Source organism: Kribbella flavida DSM 17836 (assembly GCF_000024345.1).
Taxonomy (GTDB): Bacteria; Actinomycetota; Actinomycetes; order Propionibacteriales; family Kribbellaceae; genus Kribbella; species Kribbella flavida.
Genome location: NC_013729.1, coordinates 1,471,500 through 1,493,311, shown reverse-complemented (window position 1 = coordinate 1,493,311; position 21,812 = coordinate 1,471,500). Strand labels below are relative to the sequence as shown.

Below are 21,812 nucleotides of genomic sequence, written 5' to 3'. Positions count from 1 at the left end.
CTAGTCAGTGCCCTCCGACAATTTTGGACCTCGCCAGTTCCCGCGCCCGTCGCGTGCCCGGGCAAGCGCAAGCAGGCTCACTCGGGTCCGCCGCCCAGCGCCGGGCGACCGCCTCGTCGAAGCGGCGTAGCGCAAGCGTCGCCAGGCGGGGATCCGGTCCGAGCGGTGCGCTTGCGGTCGCGCCCGCTCGTGCGGCGACCGTGGCGATCCGGTCGGCGAAGAAGCCGGGAGCCAGCAGATAGGTCGCCACAGCCACTCGTCCGGGAGTCCGCTCCAGTACGGCGCCCAGCCGCTCGCCGGCCCCCGAGACGTAGCCGACCTCCACCGGCCGGTTGACGAGCGCGGCCAGCGAAGCCGCCACCGCCGAGCAGTCCAGCAGCGCCCGTCGGTCGGACGACCCTGCCGCCGCCAGCACCACCCGGTCGACGCCGCGAACGTCGCCGTCCGGGCGCAGGCTCGCCGCCAGCCGGTCGGCCAGGATCTCTGCCAGGACCGGGTCCGGCCCTAGCGCTTCGGCGGCGGCCACCTGGTCGGGGCGGCGGGTTGCCTCGCCGAGCACGTCCACCGCCACGTGGTACCCCGAGCTGAGCAGCAACGGCACCACCACCGCACGGTTGCTGTCAGCAACAACCCTGGTCATCAGCGACGGCAGCGCCGGCGTGTCCACGTCCACAAACCCCAGCGAGACCGGCACTTCCGGCCGCAACCGCGCGATGATCCGGACCAGCGAGTGGACCGCCCGGATCCCGCGCGGATCGGCCGTGCCGTGCGCCGCCGCCACCAGATCGGTCATGACGGCACCGCTGCCGGCTCGACGGCCAACCGGTACCCCCGCCGTACGACGGTCCGTACCAGCTCGGGTTTCCCGACCGCTGTGCGCAACCTGTTCACCGTCACCTCCACCGCATGGACGTCCTCGGCCCCCGGCAGCACCGCGAGCAACTCCGGTCGCGACACCACGTCGCCACCGGCGGCCACCAGCGCGGCCAGCACGGCCCGCGGCCCCGGGCCCAACGGCAGCACCACGCCGTCGAGCACCGCGGCCCCACCCCGGATCACCAACTGCCCGTACGCCGTCTCGATCGACCGCGCGTTCTCGTCGGTCAGCCGGTCGGTCACGCTCCGGATCAACGCTCCCAACCGGTACCGGTCGGGCACCAGCGGCTCCAGCCCCAGCGCCACGAACGGCCCGGCGGTCACCGGGCCGACGCAGGCGTTCAGCACCCGCCCGGTCCGCAGCGCGGTCACCAGTGCGTCGTACTGGCCGTTCAGCGCGGCCGCGTCGAGCATCGCCTGTGCTGCCGGTGCCGACGTGTGGACGACAGCGTCGACAGCGCCGGCGGAGATCTGCCCGATCACCCGCTCGACCACCACCGGGTCCGGCGCCGGACCCCACCGGTAGACCTCCAGTCCCCGCACGGACGCGCCGGCCTGCCGCAGCGTGTCCTGCAGACCCGGTTCCGACATGCCGTGCAGCTGCACGACGATCTTGCGGCCGGCCACGCCCTGGTCCTTCAGCCACTCGACGACCTCGGTCGTGGTCTCCGAGCGCGCCGACCAGTGCTCCACCAGCCCGGCGGCCCGGATCGCGCCGCGCGCCTTCGGACCCCGGGCCAGCAGCCGGGCCTGCTCCAGCGTGCCCAGCAGGTCGGCCGCCAGTCCGGCGGTGTCGGCCGCCTCGACCCAGCCGCGGAACCCGACCGCGGTGGTCACCACCACGTCGTCCGGCGGGTTCGCGATCACCCGCCGGGTCGCCTCGATCAGCGTCTGGTCGTCCGGCGCCGGCACGATCTGCAGCGTCGGCGCGTGCAGCACCTTCGCGCCCCGACGCTCGAACGACGCGATCAGGTCGTCGGCCCGCCGGTGCGCGGTGACGGCGATCGTGCAGCCGCTGAGCGGCCCGGGCCTACTCGCCACCGAGGCCCACCAGCACCCGGCCGTCGACCACCTGGACCGGGTACGCCGCGACCGCGACGTCCGGGTCGTCCAGGCAGACGCCGGTCCGCAGGTCGAAGACCTGCTTGAACATCGGCGAGGCCACCGTCGGCACGTCGCCCCGGCTGCCGACGATGCCGCGCGACAGCACGTTCGCGCCGCAGAACGGGTCCAGGTTGTCCAGCGCGAACACGGCACCGTCGTAGGTCCGGAACAGAGCGATCTGCCGGTCGCCCAGCAACGCGGCGACCCCTCGCTCGGGCAGCAGCTCGTGATAGCCGCACACCACCGTCGCAGCCGTCGTGACACTCATCGGCGTACCTCCAATCGGGGGCCGGCCAGCAGCACCGGCTCCAGCTGTCCGCGTTCGTCCGGGGTCGCCGGCCGCGGCTGGTTGCGCTCGACCACGTAGCGCAGGTCGGCGTCGGGCTGGTCGGGCGCGTTCACGAAGGAGACGAACCGGGACAGCTTGTCCGGGTCCTGCAGGGTGGCGCGCCACTCGTCGACGTAGGAGTCGACGTGCGCGGCCATCGCCGCGTCGAGATCGGCCGCGATGCCGAGGCTGTCGTTCAGTACGACGTCGCGGACGTGGTCCAGGCCACCGTCGATCTCGTTGATCCAGACGGCGGTACGCTGCAACCGGTCCCCGGTGCGGATGTAGTACATCAGGAACCGGTCGATCGCCTGCAGCAGCTGCTCGTCGCTGAGGTCGGAGGCCAGCAGCTGCGCGTGCCGCGGCGTCATCCCGCCGTTCCCGCCGACGTACAGGTTCCAGCCGTGCTCGGTCGCGATCACGCCGACGTCCTTGCCGCGCGCCTCGGCGCACTCCCGGGCACAGCCGGACACCCCGAGCTTCAGCTTGTGCGGCGAGCGCAGGCCGCGGTACCGCAGCTCCAGCGCGATCGCCATGCCCACCGAGTCCTGGACGCCGTACCGGCACCAGGTCGACCCCACGCAGGACTTCACCGTGCGCAGCGCCTTGCCGTACGCGTGCCCGGACTCGAACCCGGCGTCGACCAGCCGCGCCCAGATCGCCGGCAGCTGCTCGATCCGGGCCCCGAACAGGTCGACCCGCTGGCCGCCGGTGATCTTGGTGTAGAGGCCGAAGTCGCGGGCCACCTCGCCGATCGCGATCAGCCCGTCCGGCGTCACCTCGCCGCCCGGGATGCGCGGTACGACGGAGTACGTGCCGTCCTTCTGGATGTTGGCCATCACGTGGTCGTTGGTGTCCTGCAGGGAGGCGCGCTCACCGTCGAGCACGTGCACGCCCGGGTCCAGGCTGGCCAGGACCGACGCGACCACCGGCTTGCAGATGTCGCAGCCGCGACCGGTGCCGTGCCGTTCGACGATCTCGCTGAACGTGCGCAGCCCGGTCACCCGGACGACGTCGAACAGCTCGGCCCGCGACAGCGCGAAGTGCTCGCACAGCGCCTTGCTCACCTCGACGCCGGCCGCGGCCAGCTCGGCGTTCAGCAGGTTCTTCACGATCGGCATGCAGGAGCCGCAGCTCGTACCCGCCTTGGTCTTCCCGCACAGCGACTTCAGATCGCCGCAGCCCTCCTCGCGGACGGCACACCGGATGGTCCCGGCGGACACGTTGTTGCAGGAGCAGACCGGCGCGTCGTCCGGCAGCTCGAGCTGCGTCGGCTGCGCGCCCTCGGGCAACAGGTACGACGCCGGGTCGGCGCCCAGCTCGCGTCCCACCATCGGCCGCAGCGCCGCGTACGCCGAGGCGTCGCCGACCAGGATGCCGCCGAGCAGCGTGCGGGCGTCGTCGGACAGCACCAGCTTCTTGTAGACCCCGGCGACCGGGTCGGCGTAGACGATGTCGAGCGCGCCCTCGGTGGCCCCGAAGGCGTCACCGAAGCTGGCGACGTCGACGCCGAGCAGCTTCAGCTTGGTCGACGAGTCCGCGCCCGGGAAGGTCGCCTCGCCGCCGAGCAGCCGGTCGGCCACGATCTCGGCCATCGCGTAGCCGGGCGCGACCAGGCCCCAGACCCGGCCCTCGATGCAGGCCACCTCACCGATCGCCCAGACTCCCGGCACCGAGGTCCGGCAGGACTCGTCGACCACGACACCGCCGCGCTCGCCGATCGGCAGGCCGGCCGCGCGGGCAAGTCCGTCCCGCGGCCGGACGCCGGTCGCGAACACCACCACGTCCGCGGCGAGATCGGGGCCCTCGGCCACCGCCATCGCGCGGGCCGCGCCCTGCGAGGTGAGCTTGACCCGGGTGGTCTGAGTCGAGGTGTGCACGTTGACGTCGAGACCGCGGATGAGCCGGGCGAGCGCGCTGCCGCCGCCCTCGTCCACTTGCAGCGGCATCAGCCGCGGCGCGAACTCGACCACGTTGGTGACGGCGCCGAGCGCCCGCAGTGCACCCGCTGCCTCGAGGCCGAGCAGACCACCACCGACCACGACACCGTGCACGACCTTGCGCTCGGGCTTGCTCTCCGCCTCGCGCTCGGTGCGCAGCCGCTCGACGTACGTGCGCAGCGCGGCGACGTCGTCGATCGTGCGGTAGACGAAGCAGCCCTGCGCGTCGCTGTTCTTCACCGGCGGCACGAAGGCGCTGGAGCCGGTGGCCAGCACCACCTCGTCGTACCGGATCACCTCGTCGCGGGTGGTCCGGACGGTCCTGGCCTCGACATCCAGCGCCGCGACCGTGACCCCCTTGCGCAGCGTCACCGCCGGGTCGTCCCACAGCTCCGGCTCGCCGAGGCTCAGGTCGTGCGGGTCGCGGCCGGAGAAGTAGCTGGTCAGCGCGACCCGGTCGTACGGCAGCCGCGGCTCCTCGGCCAGCACGGTGATGCGCCACCGGATGCCGGTGTCGCGCGACCGCAGGGCCTCGACCAGCCGGTGCGCGACCATGCCGCCGCCCACGACCACCAGGTGTTTCGCCTTGCCGAGCTCTGTCATGGTTGCCCTCCTGGTCGGGACGGGTTCGGTCTCGCCGCGCCGCAGCCGGTCGAGAAGGTCACCGACGGCGCCGGTACAGCTGCCGCAGCCGGTGGTCGCTCTGGTCCTGTCCGCGATGCCGGCCACACTGTCGGCACCCGCCTTCCACGCCGCCTCGATCACGGCCCGGGTCACTCCGTTGCACCGGCACACCGGCCGGCTCGACCGCGGCGTTTCCGGTGCCTTCAGCAACATTTCGCCGAGCACCGGGGTACGCCGGTCCGCCAGCTGCACCAGCTCGGCGGCCACCTCCGGCGCACCGACCGCCACCGCAGCCCGGACCACGCCGTCCACCAGCACGGCCCGCACGTACCGCTCGTCCTCGGCCAGCCGCACCACCTCGCCGTCGGCGTCGCGCTCCCCCAGCACCATCACGTCCAGCCCACCCGCGGTCAGCCGAACCACCTCGGCCGGCAGCTCTTGGGCGGGTGGGTCGATCCGCGCGGGCGAAGGCGTACTCGCACCGGGTGCCGCCGACGACAGGCCGGAGACCGGGGCGGTGGCGGTCAGCTGGGCAGCCAGTACTTCCGCCTGGGCCCAGGTGGACTCGACCGTGCCGGTGACGACCCCTCGGACCTCGGCGCAGTCGCCGAGCGCGTGCACCCGCGGGTCGTCCGGCGTGGTCAGCGTGCCATCGACCGCGATGCCCCCGGCCGGCCCGATCGCCAGACCGGCCTGTTCGGCGAGAGCCGTCCGAGGCCGTACGCCGCAGGTGACGACGAGCAGGTCGGCGAAAACCGCTCGGCCGCCGTCGAGCTGCAGCGCGCGAAAGCGGCCGTCGCGGGCGTCGGTGGAGTGGATCCGCGTGCTGAGCAGCACCTCGATCCCGAGCCGGCGCACCGCCCGGGTGACGGCTCGCCCGGCCGTCGACCCGACCCGCGTGTCCAGCAACGTCTCACCGTCGTGAACGAGCGTCACCGCGACACCGCGCTCCCGCAGCGCGCAGGCCGTCTCGACCCCCAGTACGCCGCCGCCCAGCACCACCGCCCGCCGCGCCTCGACCGCCGCCGCCCCGATGCCCTCGGCGTCAGTTGCCGTGCGCAACAAGTACACTCCGCCGCCGGCCACGACTCCGCCGGGAACCACCGGTTCGGCCCCGGTCGCGAAAACCAGCCGGTCGTACATGTGCTCGCCGCCGGCCTCGTCGACCACAACCTGCCGCGCCCGATCCACCCGAACCGCCGCGCGCCCGTTCGGCCCTGTCGGCGCACCGGGACGCGGTGCCCGGCCGGCGACGTACTCGGTGAGGCGGTGACGCTGGTAGTACGGCTCGTCGGCGAGCAGCGTCACGTCGTACTGGCTGGACAGCAGCTCGGCCAGCCGGGTGCCGCCCATGCCGCCGCCGATGATCACTACCTGTTCGGTCATGCCGGCACCTCCGCGAAGCCGGCCCCGGCCACGGCCACCAGCTCGACCGCGCACGCCTTGAACTCCGGCATCCGCGACACCGGGTCGAGCACGTCGTTGGTCAGCTCGTTCACCGCCGCCGCACCGCCGTAGTGGAACGGCACGAACACCGTGTCCGGCCGCACGTCACCGGTCACCCGGGCCGCGCACACCATCGACCCGCGGGCCGTGCGCAACCGGACCAGCCCGCCGTCGCGAAGTCCCAGCGCGGCCGCGACCCGCGGGTGGATCTCCGCGAACACCTCCGGCTCGGCCTCGGCCAACTCGACGACGCGCCGCGTCTGCGCGCCGCTTTGGTAGTGCTGCAGCAGCCGACCGGTGACCAGGTACAGCGGGGCGTCGCTGCGCAGGTCGTCGGCAACCGCCCGGTGCTCGACCGTGATCACCCGCGCCCGCCCGTCCGGCGTACCGAACCGGTCAGCGAACAACCGGGGCGTGCCCGGGTGGTCCTCGGCCGGCACCGGCCAGAACAACGCCTCGCCGGCGTCCAGGCGCGACCAACTGATCCCCGAGTAGTCCGCGATCCCGCCCGCGCTGGCCAGCCGCAGCTCCTCGAACACCTCGGCCGGATCGGTCGGGAAGGACGCCGAGCACCCCAGGCGCGACGCCAGGCCGGCGAAGATCGCCAGATCGCTCCGCACGTTGCCGGGCGGCGTGATCGCGGCCCGCCGCCGCAGTACCCGGCCCTCCAGCGAGGTCATCGTGCCGTCCTCCTCGGCCCACTGCGTGACCGGGAAGACGACGTCCGCCAGCAGCGCGGTCTCCGACGGTACGACGTCCGCCACGACCAGCAGGTCCAGCGACGCCAGCCGCTCCCGCACCGACGCCAGCCGCGGCGCCGACACCAGCAGGTTGCTCCCGTGCACCAGCAGCGCGCGCGGGCCGTCCGGCGTACCCAGAGCGTTGATCAACTCGACCGCGCTCTTCCCAGGCCCCGGCAACGACTCCGGCTCGACTCCCCACACGCGGGCGACGTGCGCCCGCGCAGCAGGAACGCCGATGCTCCGGTAGCCCGGCAGCTGATCCGCCTTCTGCCCGTGCTCCCGGCCGCCTTGCCCGTTGCCCTGACCAGTGATGCAGCCATAGCCGCTGCCGACCCGACCGGGCAGTCCGAGTGCCAGGGCGAGGTTGATGCAGGCGGTGACGGTGTCGGTGCCCTTGCTGTGCTGCTCAGCTCCGCGCCCAGTGAGCACGAAGGCCCCAGCACCGCCATGCACCGGCGCAGCACCCGCCAGCACCCGCGCGGCCTGCCGAATCACTCCAGCCGGTACGCCGGTCACCCGCTCCGCGCGCTCGGGCCACCAGGCGGCGGTCGACCGGTACAGCGCGTCCGGGTCGTCCGTCCGCTCCCGCAGGTACGCGGTGTCGGCCAGCCCTTCCTGCAGGACGACGTGGGTCAGGGCCAGCACCAGCGCCAGGTCCGACCCGGGCGTCGCCTGCAGGTGAATACCGGCCGCCTCTTCGGTGAGCTGAGCAGTCGCGGTACGCCGCGGGTCGACGACCAGAAGTCCACCCGCGTCGCGTGCGCCGGCCAGATGCGCCACGGCGGGCGGCATCGTCTCGGCCAGGTTGCTGCCCACGAGCAGGATCGCGCCCGCTCCGCCCAGGTCCGTCAGCGGGAACGGCAGGCCACGGTCGACGCCGAAGGACCGGTTCGTCGCCGCGGCCGCCGACGACATGCAGAACCGGCCGTTGTAGTCCACGTTCGCGGTGCGCAGCGCGACCCGGGCGAACTTGCCGAGCGCGTACGCCTTCTCGTTGGTCAGCCCGCCGCCGCCGAAGACCGCGACCGCGTCCTGGCCGTACGCCGTCTGCAGCGCCGTGATCCGCTCGGCGACAACATCAAGAGCGTGCTCCCAGGTCGTCTCGACCAGCTCCCCCGCGGCGTCGCGGACGAGCGGAGCAGTCAACCGGTCCGGCACAGTCAGCACCTCGGCCGCCGTCCAGCCCTTGCGGCACAGGCCACCCCGGTTGGTGGGGAACTCGCGCGGCTGCACGGTGACCGGCGCCGCACCCGATCCCCGGACCAGCGACGTGGCGCACTGCAGCGCGCAGTACGGGCAGTGGGTGGCGGTCACACGCGCTCCCCGCTGAGCGGACCACCCCGGCGCAGGTAGCAGAAGTAGGTCACCGCCAGGCAGACCACGTAGAACCCGCAGAAGGTGTAGAGGGCCGGCACCAGCGAGCCGTACTGGCCGTTGGACATCGCGAACCCGCGCGGCACCAGGAACCCGCCGTACGCGCCGACCGCGGAGGCGATGCCGATGCAGGCCGCCGCCTCCCGCCGGGCACGGACCAGGTCCGGCCGGCCGTCCAGGTCCCGCGTGGTCTGCCGGAACACCGCCGGAATCATCCGGTACGTCGACCCGTTGCCGGCGCCGCTGGCCACGAACAGCACCAGGAAGCTGATCAGGAACCCGGCGAAGCTGCCCGCGTTCAGCGACACGATCGCCGCCAGGATGCCGAGCCCCATCACCACGAACGCGCAGACCGTCACCCAGGCGCCGCCGACCAGGTCGGCCAGCTTGCCGCCGAACGGGCGGGACACCGAGCCGACCAGCGCGCCGAGAAAGGCCAGCTGGATGCCGGCGACGTCGGGAAAGGTGGTCTTGATCAGCAGCGGGAACGCCGCCGAGAAGCCGATGAACGAGCCGAACGTGCCGATGTAGAGGAACGAGATGACCCAGGTGTGCGGGCGCTTCGCCGCCGCCACCGAGGCCCGGAACGACGAGGTCGCCGCGGACAGGTTGTCCATCAGCTTCCAGGCCAGCACGGCGGCCAGCACGATCAGCGGCAGCCACATCAGCCCGGCCCGGTTCAGCGACAGGCCGGCGCCGGCCACGATCACGATCGGCACCAGCAGCTGCACCACCGCGACGCCCAGGTTGCCGCCGGCCGCGTTCACGCCGAGGGCGAAGCCCTTGTCCCGCTCGGGGAAGAAGAAGGAGATGTTGGTCATCGAGCTGGCGAAGTTGCCACCGCCGGCGCCCGCGGTCGCCGCGACCAGCGCCATCAGCCAGAACGGGGTGTCCGGCCGGCTGACGAAGACGGCCAGGCCGACCGTCGGCACGATCAGCAGCGTCGCCGACACGATCGTCCAGTTCCGGCCGCCGAACTTCGGCACCGCGAACGTGTACGGCAGCCGCAGCGTCGCGCCGACCAGGCTCGGCAGCGCGACCAGCCAGAACATCTGGTCGGTGCTGTACGCGAAGCCCGCGGCCGGCAGCGAGACCACCACGATGCTCCACAGCTGCCACACCGAGAAGCCCAGGAACTCGGCGAAGATCGACGGCCACAGGTTGCGCCGGGCCACCCGGCGTCCCTTCTCGGCCCAGAACGTGCGGTCCTCCGGGTCCCAGACATCGATCCAGCGCCCGCGCCGCGGCGCCTCGACGGTACCGACGCCGCCGGTCTGCTCGCGCGGTGCGGCGACCTCCGGCCGTGCCTCGAGCGTCATCGTTCGTCTCCGATCATCCGACCCGGTTCATTAGGCCAGGACGCTATGACCGGGGTGTTTCCGAGCGGTCATCTCGTTGTTACGCCGCCGAAACGGCCTCCGCACACACGGCCCGGACCGGTGAGAGATGTGCTCGCGCGGGGCCTGCGCCGTACCGTCGGCGGGCCTCGGTACTGTGCGGGCAGACAAGCCGGCGGCAGACCGATGAGGGGACCACGGTGAACCAGCAGTACGGTGGGGTGGAGCAGCAGCAGCGCGCGGGACGGCGTACGGGCGGGCGGTGGGCCTGGCGGGCGGCGGTCGCGGCGGTGCTGATCGGCTGGCTGGTGGTGGGCTCGCTCGGCGGCCCGACCGTCGGACGGCTGAGCGAGGTCCAGGAGAACGACAACGCCAACTTCCTGCCCCAGCAGGCCGAGTCGACGCTGGTCGCGGACCAGGCGGCCAAGTTCACCGACTCCGAGTCGCTGCCGTACTTCGTGCTGATCGAGCGCGACAGCGGGATCACCGGCGAGGACCTGGCCAAGGCGAAGGAGTTTCTCACCGCGGTCCCGAAGCTGGAGCTGGGCAACGGCAAGACGATCGGCGACTACCTGGTCGCGCCGGCCCAGCAGGTGGTCCCGTCGCAGGACAAGCAGGCGCTGCTGGTCACCGTCGAGCTCGACCAGAACCGTGCCGACGAGGTGGTCACCGAGGGCGAGACCGTGCTCTTCGTGGTCGCCGAGAAGATGCGCGAGGAGATCCGGGAGGTCCTCACCCCGACCGGTGTGCAGGCCTACGTGACCGGCCCCGGCGGCGTCTTCGCCGACTTCGTCGTCGCGTTCAGCGGCATCGACGGCATCCTGCTCGGGGTCGCGCTCGCGGTCGTCTTCGTCATCCTGCTGATCGTCTACCGCAGCCCGATCCTGCCGATCGCGGTGCTGTTCACCGCGCTGTTCGGCCTCGCGCTGGCCGCCCTGGTGGTCTACCCGCTGGCCGACGCGAACGTGATCGAGCTGAACGGCCAGAGCCAGGGCATCCTGTTCATCCTCGTCGTCGGCGCCGCGACCGACTACGCCCTGCTGCTGGTCTCCCGGTACAAGGAGGAACTGCACGACTTCGAGAGCAAGTACGCCGCGATGCGGGTCGCCTGGCGGGCCTCGATCGAGCCGATCGCCGCCAGCGCCGCGACCGTCATTCTCGGTCTGCTCTGCCTGCTGCTGTCCGAGCTCGGCAGCACCAAGGGCCTCGGCCCGGTCGGCGCGATCGGCATCGCCGGAGCGCTGGTCAGCGCGATGACGTTCCTGCCCGCCGTCCTGCTGGCGTTCGGCCGGCGGATCTTCTGGCCGTCGATCCCGCGGGTCGACCACGTGCACGCCCGCGACCAGGTCGGCGGCCGCAAGCTGTGGGGCCGGGTCTCCGGCCTGGTCGGCCGCAGCCCGCGCAAGGTCTGGGCGCTGAGCGCGCTCGCCCTGCTGCTCTGCGGTGCCTTCCTGCCCACCTTCAAGGCCTCCGGCATCTCCCAGGACGAACTGTTCCTGGACAAGGTGGAGTCCGTCACCGGCCAGGAGGAACTGGCCAAGCACTTCGACGCCGGCGCCGGTACGCCGGTGCAGATCCTCACCCCGGTCGACCAGGCCGCCCAGGTGGTGCAGACCGCGATGAAGGTCGACGGCGTCGGCACCGCCACCGCCTCGGCCGCTCCGGGCGTGCCCCCGAAGGTGGTCGAGGGCAAGGTCCTCGTCCAGGCCACGCTCAAGGTCGCGGCCGACTCCCCCGAGGCCACCGAGGTCGTCGAGCACCTGCGCACCGAGCTCGACCAGGTCAGCCCCGACGTCCTGGTCGGCGGCAACACCGCGATCAACCTGGACGTGCTGAACGCCAGCGAACGCGACCTGCGGGTGATCATCCCGGCCATTCTCGCGGTGATCTTCCTGGTGCTGATGGTCCTGCTGCGCTCCGTGGTCGCCGCGCTGCTGCTGGTGGTCGCCAACGTGATCTCGTTCGGCGCCACGGTCGGGGTGAGCGCGCTGATGTTCAACCACGTCTTCGACTTCCCCGGTGCCGACCCGTCGATCCCGCTGTACGCGTTCGTCTTCCTGGTTGCGCTCGGCATCGACTACTCGATCTTCCTGATGACCAGGGTCCGGGAGGAGTCGATCGAGCAGGGCACCCGACCGGGCATCCTGATCGGTCTCGCGGTCACCGGCGGCGTCATCACCTCCGCCGGCGTCGTGCTCGCCGCCACCTTCTCGGCCCTGGCCGTGCTGCCGATCCTGTTCCTGGTCCAGATCGCCTTCATGGTCGCCTTCGGCGTCCTGCTCGACACCACCGTCGTCCGCTCACTGCTCGTCCCGGCCCTGGCCCACGACCTCGGCCCCAGGGTCTGGTGGCCCAGCAAACTCGCGAAGGCCGACCAGCCGACGCAGGCGTGACGTGATGCAGACCTTCGAGGCCGTGATCCGGGACGCCGGCCACGGCGGCGCGTACGTCGAGATCCCCGCCGAGGTGCTCACCGCGCTCGGCGGCGGCGCCCGGATCCCCGTCCAGGCCACGTTCGACGGCGTCCCGTACCGCGGCTCGGTCGTCTCGATGGGCGGCTGCCAGGCACTCGGCCTGCTCAAGGGCATCCGCAGCCGGCTGACCAAGTCGCCGGGCGACACGGTGACCGTGACCGTCACCCGCGACACGGCCGAACGCACCGTCGAGATCCCGCCGGACCTGGCCGAAGCGCTCGACGACGCCGGTCTGCGCGCTGCCTTCGAGCGGCTGAGCTACAGCCGTCGCCGCGAGCACGTCACCGCGGTGCTCGGTGCGAAGAAGCCGGAGACCCGCACGCGTCGGATCGGAAAAACCCTGAGCCTCCTGCGCGATGCCTGAGCGTGCCGGCGGCTCGTCGATGGTTGCTGTCGATCTGCTGTGTGCTGGTTCGTGTAGGGGGTGACAGCGCCGGCCGGTGGTCGGTGAAGCTCGACGAAACGAGGTGGTGTCATGCCCGAACCGAAGGTCCTGCTGGACGGTCTGGGGATTCCCGAGTCGCCCCGGTGGCACGACGGGCGGTTGTGGTTCGCGAACTGGATCGACCAGCAGATCGTGTCCGTCGGCGCGGACGGTGACGTGGAGGTGGTGCCGTCGCCGTCCGCGCACCCGATGGGCTGGTCCATCGACTGGCTGCCCGACGGCAGTCTGCTGACCACCGGGGACAAGCTCCGCCGCCGCGGGCCCGACGGTTCGTTCACGGAGTACTCCGGTCAGGGCGGCAACGAGATCGTCGCCGACGGCCACGGCAACGTGTACCTGAACGGCGCGGACTTCGACTTCGCCGGCGGCGAGGCCCCGCGCCCGGGCTACATCAGGCTGGTCACCCCGGACGGCACCGTGCGTGAGGTCGCGGACGACATCCAGTTCCCCAACGGCATGGTCATCTCCCCCGACGACCGCACGCTGGTCGTCTCCGAGTCGTTCGCCGGGCGACTCACCGCGTTCGACATCGCCGCCGACGGCGGGTTGAGCAACCGTCGTACCTTCGCCGACGGCCTCGGCCCCGACGGCATCTGCGTCGACGCCGACGGCGCGATCTGGGTCTCCGCGGCCGACTCCTCGATCGTCCGCGTCACCGAGGGTGGCGAGATCCTGCAGCGCATCGACCTGAGTGAGCACGGGGCCTGCTTCGCCCTGGCCCTCGGCGGACCCGACCGTCGCACGCTGTACATCCTCACCGCCGAGTGGCGCTCCGCCGACAGCATCACCGACAACCTCGACCGGCTGGTCAACGGTCCCCGCACCGGCGAAGTGCTCAGCCTCGAGGTCGCGGTGCCCGGCGCGGGCCGCCCCTGACCACGGTCGGTGAATCCACGCCCACAGCAACCACCTGCCGGACCGCTGAGCGGATCCGCCGGTTCGGTCCGGTAGGTGGTGTCGGGTCGCCACGGGCGGGATCGTTGGCTATGGTCCGTGGATCGGGGGTCGACCCGGGAGCGAGGAGCCCATGGCAGACACCACGTCCACAGAGCACAGCTTCAACCTGCCCACCAAGAACCTGCCGGCACCGCAGGTTCGTGACCTGCCCGAACCACCGACCAAGGTCTGGCGGATCGTCGGACCGGGCATGGTCGGCGCCGGCGTCGGCCTGGCGTCCGGCGAGTTCATCCTCTGGCCGTACATCTCGTCGCAGGTCGGCCTGGTGTTCCTCTGGGGCGCCGTCGTCGGCGTCGCGATCCAGTGGTTCCTGAACATGGAGATCGAGCGGTACACGCTGGCCACTGGTGAGACGGCGTTGACCGGGTTCAACCGCTACGGCAAGCACTGGGGCCTGTTCTTCGCGATCATGACGTACTTCGCGAACCTCTGGCCCGGCTGGGCGACCAGTTCGGCGTCGATGCTCAGCTACCTGTTCGGGGGCGGGAATCCGCGCTGGATCGCGATCGGCATCCTGCTGGTGATCGGGCTGATCCTGACGCTGGCGCCGGTGGTCTACGTGATGCTGGAGCGGCTGATCTTCGTCAAGATCGCGGCGGTCGCGCTGCTGGTCGTACTGGCGCTGATCTTCGCGATCCGCGGCCGCACCTACAGCGCGCTCGGCGACGCCGTCACCAAGCCGGAGTTCCCGGTCGACCAGCTCGGCTTCGCGCTGATGATGGGCGCGATCGCGTACGCCGGCGCCGGCGGCGGGCAGAACCTGTGCCAGAGCAACTGGATCCGGGACAAGGGCTTCGGCATGGGCGTGCACGTGCCCCGGCTGAGGTCTCCCGTCACCGGTGAGCCCGAGGCCGATCCGCGCGCCAACGGCTACACCTTCCCGCCGGACGAGCAGAACCTGGCCCGCTGGAAGCGCTGGTGGAAGTTCGCCAACCTCGAGCAGGCGTTGACGTTCGTGCTGATCACCGTGCTGACGATCATGTTCACCTCGATGCTGGCGCACTCCACGTTGTTCGGCGACGAGTCGGTCAAGAACAACATCAGCTTCCTGAAGATCGAGGGCGTCAACCTGCAGTCGCTGGTCGGCGGCTGGTTCGGCTACCTGTTCTGGGCGATCGGCGCGTTCTCGCTGTTCGCGGCCGCGGCCGGCATCGTCGACTACACCTCGAGGCTGGCCTCGGACATGATCAAGGCCCGGTACCTGCGCGACTCCACGATCACCGAGTCCAAGCTGTACTTCTGGCTGGTCTGGGGCCTGGTTGCCTTCGGCATCATCGTGCTGCTGGCCGGGCTGGACCAGCCGCTGGTCCTGCTGGTCATCTCGGCCTGCACCGCCGGCACGATGATGTTCGTCTACTCCGGCCTGCTGTGGTGGATGAACTCCCGCGCCCTGCCGGCGCCGATCCGGATCAGCAAGCTGCGCACCGCGGTGATGCTGTTCGCGTTCCTGGCCTTCGGTGGTCTGGCCACCTTCACCGTGATCGACCAGATCCAGAAGAACTTCTGACCTCGTACGGCGAACGGCCCCGCACCCCCGCCGGAAGGCGGCAGGTGCGGGGCCGGGCCTCGCCGGCCGTTGCGCGGGTTCTCAGTCCTTGATCTCGCAGATCGCCGCACCGGCGGCGACCGTGGCGCCGACCTGAGCGGTGAACCCGGTGACGGTGCCGGCCTTGTGCGCGTTCAGCGGCTGCTCCATCTTCATCGCTTCCAGCACGACGACCAGGTCGCCCTCGGCCACCGTCGCGCCGTCCTCGACGGCGATCTTCACGATCGTGCCCTGCATCGGCGAGGTGAGCGCGTCGCCGGACGCGGCCGCCTTGCCGCCGCCGCCCGACCGCTTGGCCGGCTTCTTCTTCGCCGCCGGGCCGGCGGCCGCCGCGGAGGCCCCCAGTCCGGCCGGCAGGACCACCTCGAGGCGCTTGCCGCCGACCTCGACGGTCACCTTCTCCCGCTCACCGGCCTCGGCCGACTCGGCCGCGCCCTCGTACGGCGGGATCCGGTTGTCGAACTCGGTCTCGATCCACCGGGTGTGCACCGCGAACCCGTCGTCGCCGACGAAGGCCGGGTCGCTGACCACGGCCGCGTGGAACGGGATCACCGTCGGCATGCCCTCGACGACGAACTCCTTCAGCGCCCGGCGCGACCGCTCCAGCGCCTGGGTCCGGTCCCGGCCGGTGACGATCAGCTTGGCCACCAGCGAGTCGAACGACCCCGGCACGGTCTCGCCCTGGTCGTACCCGCCGTCGAGCCGCACGCCCGGTCCGGACGGCGCGTGCCAGCGGGTCAGCGTGCCCGGCGCGGGCAGGAAGTTGCGGCCCGGGTCCTCGGCGTTGATCCGGAACTCGATCGAGTGCCCGGACACCGCCGGGTCGTCGTAGCCGAGCTCTTCGCCGTCCGCGATCCGGAACATCTCCCGGACCAGGTCCAGCCCGGTGACCTCCTCGGAGACCGGGTGCTCGACCTGCAGCCGGGTGTTCACCTCGAGGAACGAGATCAGCCCGTCCTGGCCGACCAGGAACTCGCACGTGCCGGCGCCGACGTAGCCGGCCTCGCGCAGGATCGCCTTGGACGAGGTGTAGAGGATCTCCAGCTGCTCGTCGGTGAGGAACGGCGCGGGCGCCTCCTCGACCAGCTTCTGGTACCGGCGCTGCAGCGAGCAGTCCCGGGTGGAGACCACCACGACGTTGCCGTGGGCATCGGCCAGGCACTGGGTCTCGACGTGCCGGGGCTGGTCCAGGTAGCGCTCGACGAAGCACTCGCCGCGGCCGAAGGCGCTGATCGCCTCCCGGGTCGCGGACTCGAACAGCTCCGGCACCTCCTCCAGCGTGCGGGCCACCTTCATCCCGCGGCCGCCACCGCCGTACGCCGCCTTGATCGCGATCGGCAGCCCGTACTGCTCGGCGAACGCGACCACCTCGGACGCGTCGGCGACCGGGTCGGGCGTGCCGGGGACCTGCGGGGCGCCGACCTTCTCGGCGATGTGCCGGGCCTTCACCTTGTCGCCGAGCGAGTCGATCGCCGACGGCGGCGGGCCGATCCAGATCAGGCGAGCGTCGATCACCGCCTGCGCGAACTCGGCGTTCTCGGCCAGGAAGCCGTAGCCCGGGTGCACCGCGTCCGCGCCGGAGCGGGCCGCGACGTCCAGGATCTTGGCGATGTTCAGGTACGAGTCCGCCGGCGTGGCGCCGTCCAGCGAGTACGCCTCGTCGGCGAGCCGGACGAACAACGCGTCGCGGTCCGGCTCGGCGTACACGGCGACGCTGGCCAGGCCGGCGTCGGCGGCGGCGCGCACGACCCGGACGGCGATCTCGCCCCGGTTCGCGACCAGGACCTTGGTGATCTTCTTGCTGTTCGGCACAGCGCAGCTCCCTTCGGCGTCGCCTGAGTGTAGGACGAAGTTACTGGCCGGAAGGCAGGTTGTGCGTCACACCACGGCGGACGGCCGCCCGAAGGCGGTCGCCGGCACGGCAACTGTCTGAGGACTGGTCACGGTGTCCACGTGACGATCAGCGCGGCGTGGGCGGCGTGGTGGGGGTACGCACCCACCGGTACGTGGCGGACAGATGCGACGCCCAGGCGTCGAGCAGCGCTTCCAAGTGCTCGTCGGCGGCGAGCGTCAGCAGTTCGTCACTGGTGATCGGGGCCGCGATGCCGGCCTGCTCGTCCGGGAAGAGCGCCAACCGCAGGCCGAGACCGTGGTGGTCGACGACCAGCCACCAGATCTTGGCGCCGGGGACCGGTCGCAGCACCGTGACGCCGTTCTCCACCGTCTGCTGCTGGGCGCCACTCTCCTGCCGCACGATCGCGAGCCCTCCGGACGGGACCTGCCGCACCTGACATCCGTCGTCCCCTGGCTCCACCCGCACGGTGCCCTTGTCGAGCGGCGTCGGCGGGACGCAGCGGGTGCCGGGGGACGGGAAGTCGGCCATCGGCTCGAGCAGTTCCACCTGCAGCGGGAACGTCGCACCGTCGGCCGTCACGGTGAGGTTTCCCTTGCCGCCGCCCGGCGCGACCTGGACCTCACCGAACCGCTCGGGCAGCAGCACGGACAACGTCTCCGCCACGTGGTCGAGAAACTCGTCGTACTCGAGCACCGGGGGGATCGACCGGAGCGTGCTGCCGGGTTCCACGACCGGCATGGTCGACCGGACCGCGGGCACGACCGTCACCGCCCCGGCCACCAGAGCGACCGTCGAGAACACCGCTGTTGCTCCGGCCAGGGCTCGACGCCGGCGCACCGAGCGGGCGCCTGCCGCCAGGACGGTCGGCACCACGTCGGGCATGGGCTCCACGTCGGCGAGCGACGTGGCCAGACCTTGCTTGAGATCGAGCGTCATGTCTCCTCCTAGTTCGCGGACAGTGCCTGGTAGTCCTCGCCCAAGCGGTCCCGCAGCAGGGCGAGCGCGCGGGACGCGTGCGACTTCACGGTGCCGGGACTGCAGCCGAGCGCGTCGGCCGTCTGCTCGATGCTGAGGTCCTCCCAGTACCGGAGGACGACGACGGCGCGAGCGCGGGCCGGCAGTTCGGCCAGTGCCGCCAGCAGCGTCATCCGCAGGTCGACGGACGGCGCCGGCCGGGCGGCATCCCGTCTGCGGTGCCAGTCCAGCTCCCGCCGCCGGCGCCGCTCACCGTCGAGGTAGGTGCGGACCATGGTCTTGTACCCGTAGGCGTCGACCTGTTCCGCGCGCCGGACCGACGGCCAGGCGCGGTACAGCTTCAGCAGCGTCGCCTGGACCAGGTCCTGGGCGCTGTCCCGGTCACCGCACAGCAGGTAAGCCTGCCGGAACAGCCGCTGCTGCCGAGCTCTGGCGTACTGCTCGAACTCCTCGTCACGTCGCACCGACGGTCTCCCCTCTCTCACCCTGCAAGAGAGAGTCCGCCCGGAAAAGGTTCAAGGGGGCCGTCCGGCGCGCTGTCGCCGTACGATCGCGGGTGACCACGCTGTCACCCGATCGTGAGGAGTGCGGATGTCCCTGCTCGAGCCACTCGCCGGAACGGTTCCCGCTGTCTGGGAGAAGCTGGACGACCGGTTCACCGGGATCCGGGGCGATGCCCACCTGGAGCGGTTGTGGACGGGTGGGCGGTGGCTGGAGGGACCGGTGTACTCGCCGGCCGGCCGGTCCGTGCTGTTCAGCGACATCCCGAACGACCGGATCCTGCGCTGGGACGAGACGTCGTACCAGGTCTCGGCGTACCGGACGCCGGCCGGCTACACCAACGGGCACACCCGGGACGAGCAGGGCCGGCTGGTCAGCTGCGAGCACGGCAACCGCCGGGTCACCCGGACCGAGCACGACGGGTCCGTGCGGGTGCTGGCCGACGGCTACGAAGGGCGCCGGCTGAACAGCCCGAACGACGTGGTGGTCCGGCCGGACGGCTCGGTCTGGTTCACCGACCCGGCGTACGGGATCGACAGCGACTACGAGGGCCACCAGGGCGAGATCGAGACCGAGGGCTGCCACGTCTACCGGATCGGTCCGGACGGCGCGATCACCCGGGTCGCCGACGACTTCAACCGGCCCAACGGCCTGGTCTTCTCCCTTGACGGTTCGCGGCTCTACGTGACCGACACCGAGGAGGCGACGATCCGGGTCTTCACGGTCAGCGACGACGGTACGGCGCTGTCCGGCGGCGAGCTGTTCGCCGAGTGCGGCAACGGCGCCTTCGACGGCATCCGGCTCGACGCGGCCGGCCGGATCTGGGGCGCGGCCGGCGACGGCGTGCACGTCTACGACCCCGACGGCACCCTGCTCGGCAAGCTGCTGGTCCCGGAGACCGTCTCCAACCTCTGCTTCGGCGGCGCCAAGCGCAACCGCCTGTTCCTCACCGCGACCACGTCGCTGTACTCGGTCTTCACCTCGGTCAACGGCGGCCCGGAGGCGTACGACCCGCGCTGACGCCGGTGGCGTGCCGCACCGATTAACAGCTGATTCTCAGGGTTTGGCGGTAGGTTCCGGGCAGCGTTGGCCCGTTCCAGGTGAGGAGTGAGATGTCCAAGAAGACCCATCAGCAGCAGCTGGCGGCGCGGAAGGCGCAGCGGCAGGCCGAGCGGGCCCAGGAGCGGGCGCGGCAGCGCAGGATGCTCGCGATCACGATCACGGCGATCGTGTCGGTCGTCGTGGTGATCGTCGGCGCGGTGCTGATCGCGGCGAACACCGGCGGCAAGGACACGCCGGTCGCGGGTGAGTCCCCGTCGCCGGCGCCCACCACCGAGCTGCCGGCCACCGCGGGTCCGGACAACAAGCCGAAGTCGATCCCGACCGCGCTCGCGCCGCCGCCGAAGCGGCCGACGGCGCTGCCGGCCGAGGTGGACTGCAGCTACCCCAAGGGCAGCGAGCCGGCCGCGAAGAAGGTCGACCCGCCGGCGAACGGCAAGGTCAAGGCCAGCGGCACCACGGCGGTCACCCTGAAGACCAGTGTCGGCGACCTCGGACTCACCCTGGACAGCGCGCTCGCCCCCTGCACGGTGAAGAGCTTCGTCAGCCTGGTGAACCAGAAGTACTTCGACAACACGATCTGCCACCGGCTCACCGTCGGCGAGGGCCTGCAGGTGCTGCAGTGCGGCGACCCGAGCGGCAGCGGCAGCGGCGGCCCCGGCTACAGCTTCAAGGACGAGGTGTTCCCGGAGCTCAAGTACGGCCGCGGCACACTCGCGATGGCCAACTCCGGCCCGAACACCAACGGCAGCCAGTTCTTCGTCGTGTGGGGCGACGGCTCCGCCCTCGACCCGGCGTACACCGCGTTCGGCACCATCGACGAGGCCGGTCTGAAGGCGATCGACAAGGTCGCGAACGCCGGGGTGATCCCGAAGGACGGCCCGACCGACGGCGCGCCCGGTACCGAGGTCAGGATCACGGCCGCGACCACGGCCGCCAAGAACTAGGGCATGACGAGCCGAGGGCTCGGTCGAACCCGTGCGGTTCGGCCGAGCCCTCGGACGTTTCAGGCGAGCTCGTCGTAGCGACTGCGGGGCCAGGCGAGCAGCGCGTCGATCTGGACCATGCCGGCCTGCTCCAGCAGCTGGACCGGTCCCTCGACGAAGTGGAACAGGCCCGTGGCAGGATCGCGGGCCTCCTTCCACGCCCGGTCGGAGTACGCCTTCATGACCGCCTTGTACCGCGGGTCGTGGTCGACCGAGTCCAGGATCAGCAGGTTCTTGAACCAGATCGCGTTGAACCGGGTCGGCTGCTTCCAGAGCCGGTCCTCACTGCCGTAGAACGCCAGCGACGCGTTCGCGACTGCCTTGGCCTCGGTCAGGTAGCGCTCCTGCCCGGTCGCCTTGTACAGCAGCACGCCGGCGCCGAGCATCACGCCCTGGTTGTAGCTCCACTGGGTCTTCTCGATGGTGCCGGCCAGGTCGATGTGGTCCCAGTACAGCCCGTTCGGGGCCAGCATGCAGTTCCGGGCCCACTCGTACATCTTCTGCGCCCAGGTCAGGTACGACCGGTCCCGGGTGAGCAGGTAGAGGTGCGCGCCGAGCTCGGCGCCCGGGCCGTTCGAGATCGTGTTGCGGTCCTGGCTCCAGGGCGCCTGGGTCCAGTAGACGCCGCCCGCGCACGGGTGCGACGGGTCGTTGTCCCAGCCGTGCACGACGAGCGTGAAGATCTCCTTGGCCCGGGCCAGCGACGAACGGTCGCCGGTGCGCTGGTAGTGCTGGATCAGGTGCAGCCCGATCCACTCGTTGTCGTCGTAGAACTTGTCGCCACCGTGGCCCAGCGGCGGCCGCAGGTAGGAGTCGTAGCCCTTCGGCGTGGTGGTCGTGTTCCAGTACGGCTCGTAGCCGTCGAGCCGGCGTTCCGCCTCGGCGGCGTACTTGCGGCCGGTGCCGGGAATGCCGGCCAGGTTCTCGGCCGCGACCGCGGCCTGGGAGTACGGCCAGATGTAGGAGTACGGGTTCTGCTGGTGGTTCGGGTACTCCTCCAGCAGCAGGCCCGGACCGGCCGAGAAGTACTTGTTCAGCGCCTCGTACGACGTGGTGGCGCGGGCCGCCGCACCGACGGGCGCCGGCCGGCCGGTCGCCTCCTCGGCAGCGGGTGCGGCATTGGCCGCGGGGGCGTGCAGGGCACCGAGCATCGCGACGGCGAGAACTCCACCGGCCAGCTTGGTTGATATACCAATTCTTCTGCGCATCGAGGTGCTCCTCCTGGGCGGCAGCGGTTGACAT

16 protein-coding genes are annotated in these 21,812 nt (G+C 71.4%); 6 read left to right on the top strand and 10 right to left on the bottom strand.

Annotation, left to right across the window (positions count from 1 at the left end):
• Nucleotides 1–4: 4 nt before the first annotated feature.
• From KFLA_RS06990 to KFLA_RS06965, 6 genes are read right to left on the bottom strand one after another with little or no spacing between them, the layout of a single operon-like run.
• A complete protein-coding gene (locus tag KFLA_RS06990) occupies nucleotides 5–793 on the bottom strand; it encodes a sirohydrochlorin chelatase (RefSeq protein ID WP_012919072.1) in 789 nt (262 codons plus the stop codon).
• On the bottom strand, nucleotides 790–1,917 hold the full coding sequence (locus KFLA_RS06985; protein ID WP_012919071.1) for a uroporphyrinogen-III synthase: 1,128 nt from the start codon (nucleotides 1,915–1,917) through the stop codon (nucleotides 790–792). Before KFLA_RS06985 ends, KFLA_RS06990 begins: the two co-directional genes overlap by 4 nt.
• Complete coding sequence (nirD, locus tag KFLA_RS06980) at nucleotides 1,907–2,248, bottom strand: nitrite reductase small subunit NirD (protein ID WP_012919070.1); 342 nt, start codon at nucleotides 2,246–2,248, stop codon at nucleotides 1,907–1,909. The genes KFLA_RS06985 and nirD overlap by 11 nt, the downstream gene beginning before the upstream one ends.
• Complete coding sequence (nirB, locus tag KFLA_RS36510; protein WP_012919069.1) at nucleotides 2,245–6,258, bottom strand: nitrite reductase large subunit NirB; 4,014 nt, start codon at nucleotides 6,256–6,258, stop codon at nucleotides 2,245–2,247. The genes nirD and nirB overlap by 4 nt, the downstream gene beginning before the upstream one ends.
• Nucleotides 6,255–8,375 (bottom strand): molybdopterin oxidoreductase family protein, encoded by a 2,121-nt coding sequence (locus tag KFLA_RS06970; RefSeq protein WP_012919068.1) that lies wholly within the window; start codon nucleotides 8,373–8,375, stop codon nucleotides 6,255–6,257. Before KFLA_RS06970 ends, nirB begins: the two co-directional genes overlap by 4 nt.
• Nucleotides 8,372–9,754, bottom strand: a complete 1,383-nt coding sequence (locus tag KFLA_RS06965) for an MFS transporter (RefSeq protein ID WP_012919067.1) — start codon at nucleotides 9,752–9,754, stop codon at nucleotides 8,372–8,374. Before KFLA_RS06965 ends, KFLA_RS06970 begins: the two co-directional genes overlap by 4 nt.
• Nucleotides 9,755–9,972: 218 nt before the next feature.
• Here KFLA_RS06965 and KFLA_RS06960 point away from each other — a divergent pair, with 218 nt between their 5' ends.
• The 4 genes from KFLA_RS06960 to KFLA_RS06945 all read left to right on the top strand — a co-directional run bounded on the left by KFLA_RS06960 (nucleotide 9,973) and on the right by KFLA_RS06945 (nucleotide 15,155).
• On the top strand, nucleotides 9,973–12,165 hold the full coding sequence (locus KFLA_RS06960) for an MMPL family transporter (RefSeq protein ID WP_012919066.1): 2,193 nt from the start codon (nucleotides 9,973–9,975) through the stop codon (nucleotides 12,163–12,165).
• Between the two features lie 4 nt (nucleotides 12,166–12,169).
• Nucleotides 12,170–12,610 carry a YdeI/OmpD-associated family protein gene (locus KFLA_RS06955; RefSeq protein ID WP_012919065.1) on the top strand — a complete coding sequence of 147 codons (441 nt, stop codon included), beginning with the start codon at nucleotides 12,170–12,172 and terminating at the stop codon, nucleotides 12,608–12,610.
• 111 nt (nucleotides 12,611–12,721) lie between these two features.
• Entirely contained in the window at nucleotides 12,722–13,567 is an 846-nt protein-coding gene (locus tag KFLA_RS06950; RefSeq protein WP_012919064.1) for an SMP-30/gluconolactonase/LRE family protein, read from the top strand.
• Between the two features lie 151 nt (nucleotides 13,568–13,718).
• A complete protein-coding gene (locus KFLA_RS06945; RefSeq protein WP_012919063.1) occupies nucleotides 13,719–15,155 on the top strand; it encodes an Nramp family divalent metal transporter in 1,437 nt (478 codons plus the stop codon).
• An 81-nt stretch (nucleotides 15,156–15,236) separates the two neighbouring features.
• Here KFLA_RS06945 and KFLA_RS06940 read toward each other — a convergent pair whose 3' ends face one another.
• From KFLA_RS06940 to KFLA_RS06930, 3 genes are all read right to left on the bottom strand, one after another.
• Entirely contained in the window at nucleotides 15,237–17,006 is a 1,770-nt protein-coding gene (locus KFLA_RS06940; protein ID WP_012919062.1) for an acetyl/propionyl/methylcrotonyl-CoA carboxylase subunit alpha, read from the bottom strand.
• Nucleotides 17,007–17,154: 148 nt separating this feature from the next.
• On the bottom strand, nucleotides 17,155–17,985 hold the full coding sequence (locus KFLA_RS06935; protein ID WP_012919061.1) for a hypothetical protein: 831 nt from the start codon (nucleotides 17,983–17,985) through the stop codon (nucleotides 17,155–17,157).
• An 8-nt stretch (nucleotides 17,986–17,993) separates the two neighbouring features.
• Nucleotides 17,994–18,488 (bottom strand): SigE family RNA polymerase sigma factor, encoded by a 495-nt coding sequence (locus tag KFLA_RS06930; RefSeq protein ID WP_012919060.1) that lies wholly within the window; start codon nucleotides 18,486–18,488, stop codon nucleotides 17,994–17,996.
• Between the two features lie 127 nt (nucleotides 18,489–18,615).
• Between KFLA_RS06930 and KFLA_RS06925 the strand changes: the two genes are divergently transcribed.
• Together KFLA_RS06925 and KFLA_RS06920 are read left to right on the top strand one after the other, a co-directional pair.
• Nucleotides 18,616–19,545 carry an SMP-30/gluconolactonase/LRE family protein gene (locus tag KFLA_RS06925; protein ID WP_012919059.1) on the top strand — a complete coding sequence of 310 codons (930 nt, stop codon included), beginning with the start codon at nucleotides 18,616–18,618 and terminating at the stop codon, nucleotides 19,543–19,545.
• Between the two features lie 92 nt (nucleotides 19,546–19,637).
• Nucleotides 19,638–20,531: a peptidylprolyl isomerase gene (locus tag KFLA_RS06920; RefSeq protein WP_012919058.1), complete on the top strand. Its 894-nt coding sequence runs from the start codon at nucleotides 19,638–19,640 to the stop codon at nucleotides 20,529–20,531.
• A gap of 59 nt (nucleotides 20,532–20,590) precedes the next feature.
• On the opposite strand, the gene KFLA_RS06915 is transcribed toward KFLA_RS06920, so the two are convergent.
• Nucleotides 20,591–21,778, bottom strand: coding sequence for a glycoside hydrolase family 76 protein (locus tag KFLA_RS06915; RefSeq protein WP_012919057.1), 1,188 nt, complete (start codon nucleotides 21,776–21,778; stop codon nucleotides 20,591–20,593).
• Nucleotides 21,779–21,812 lie beyond the last annotated feature (34 nt).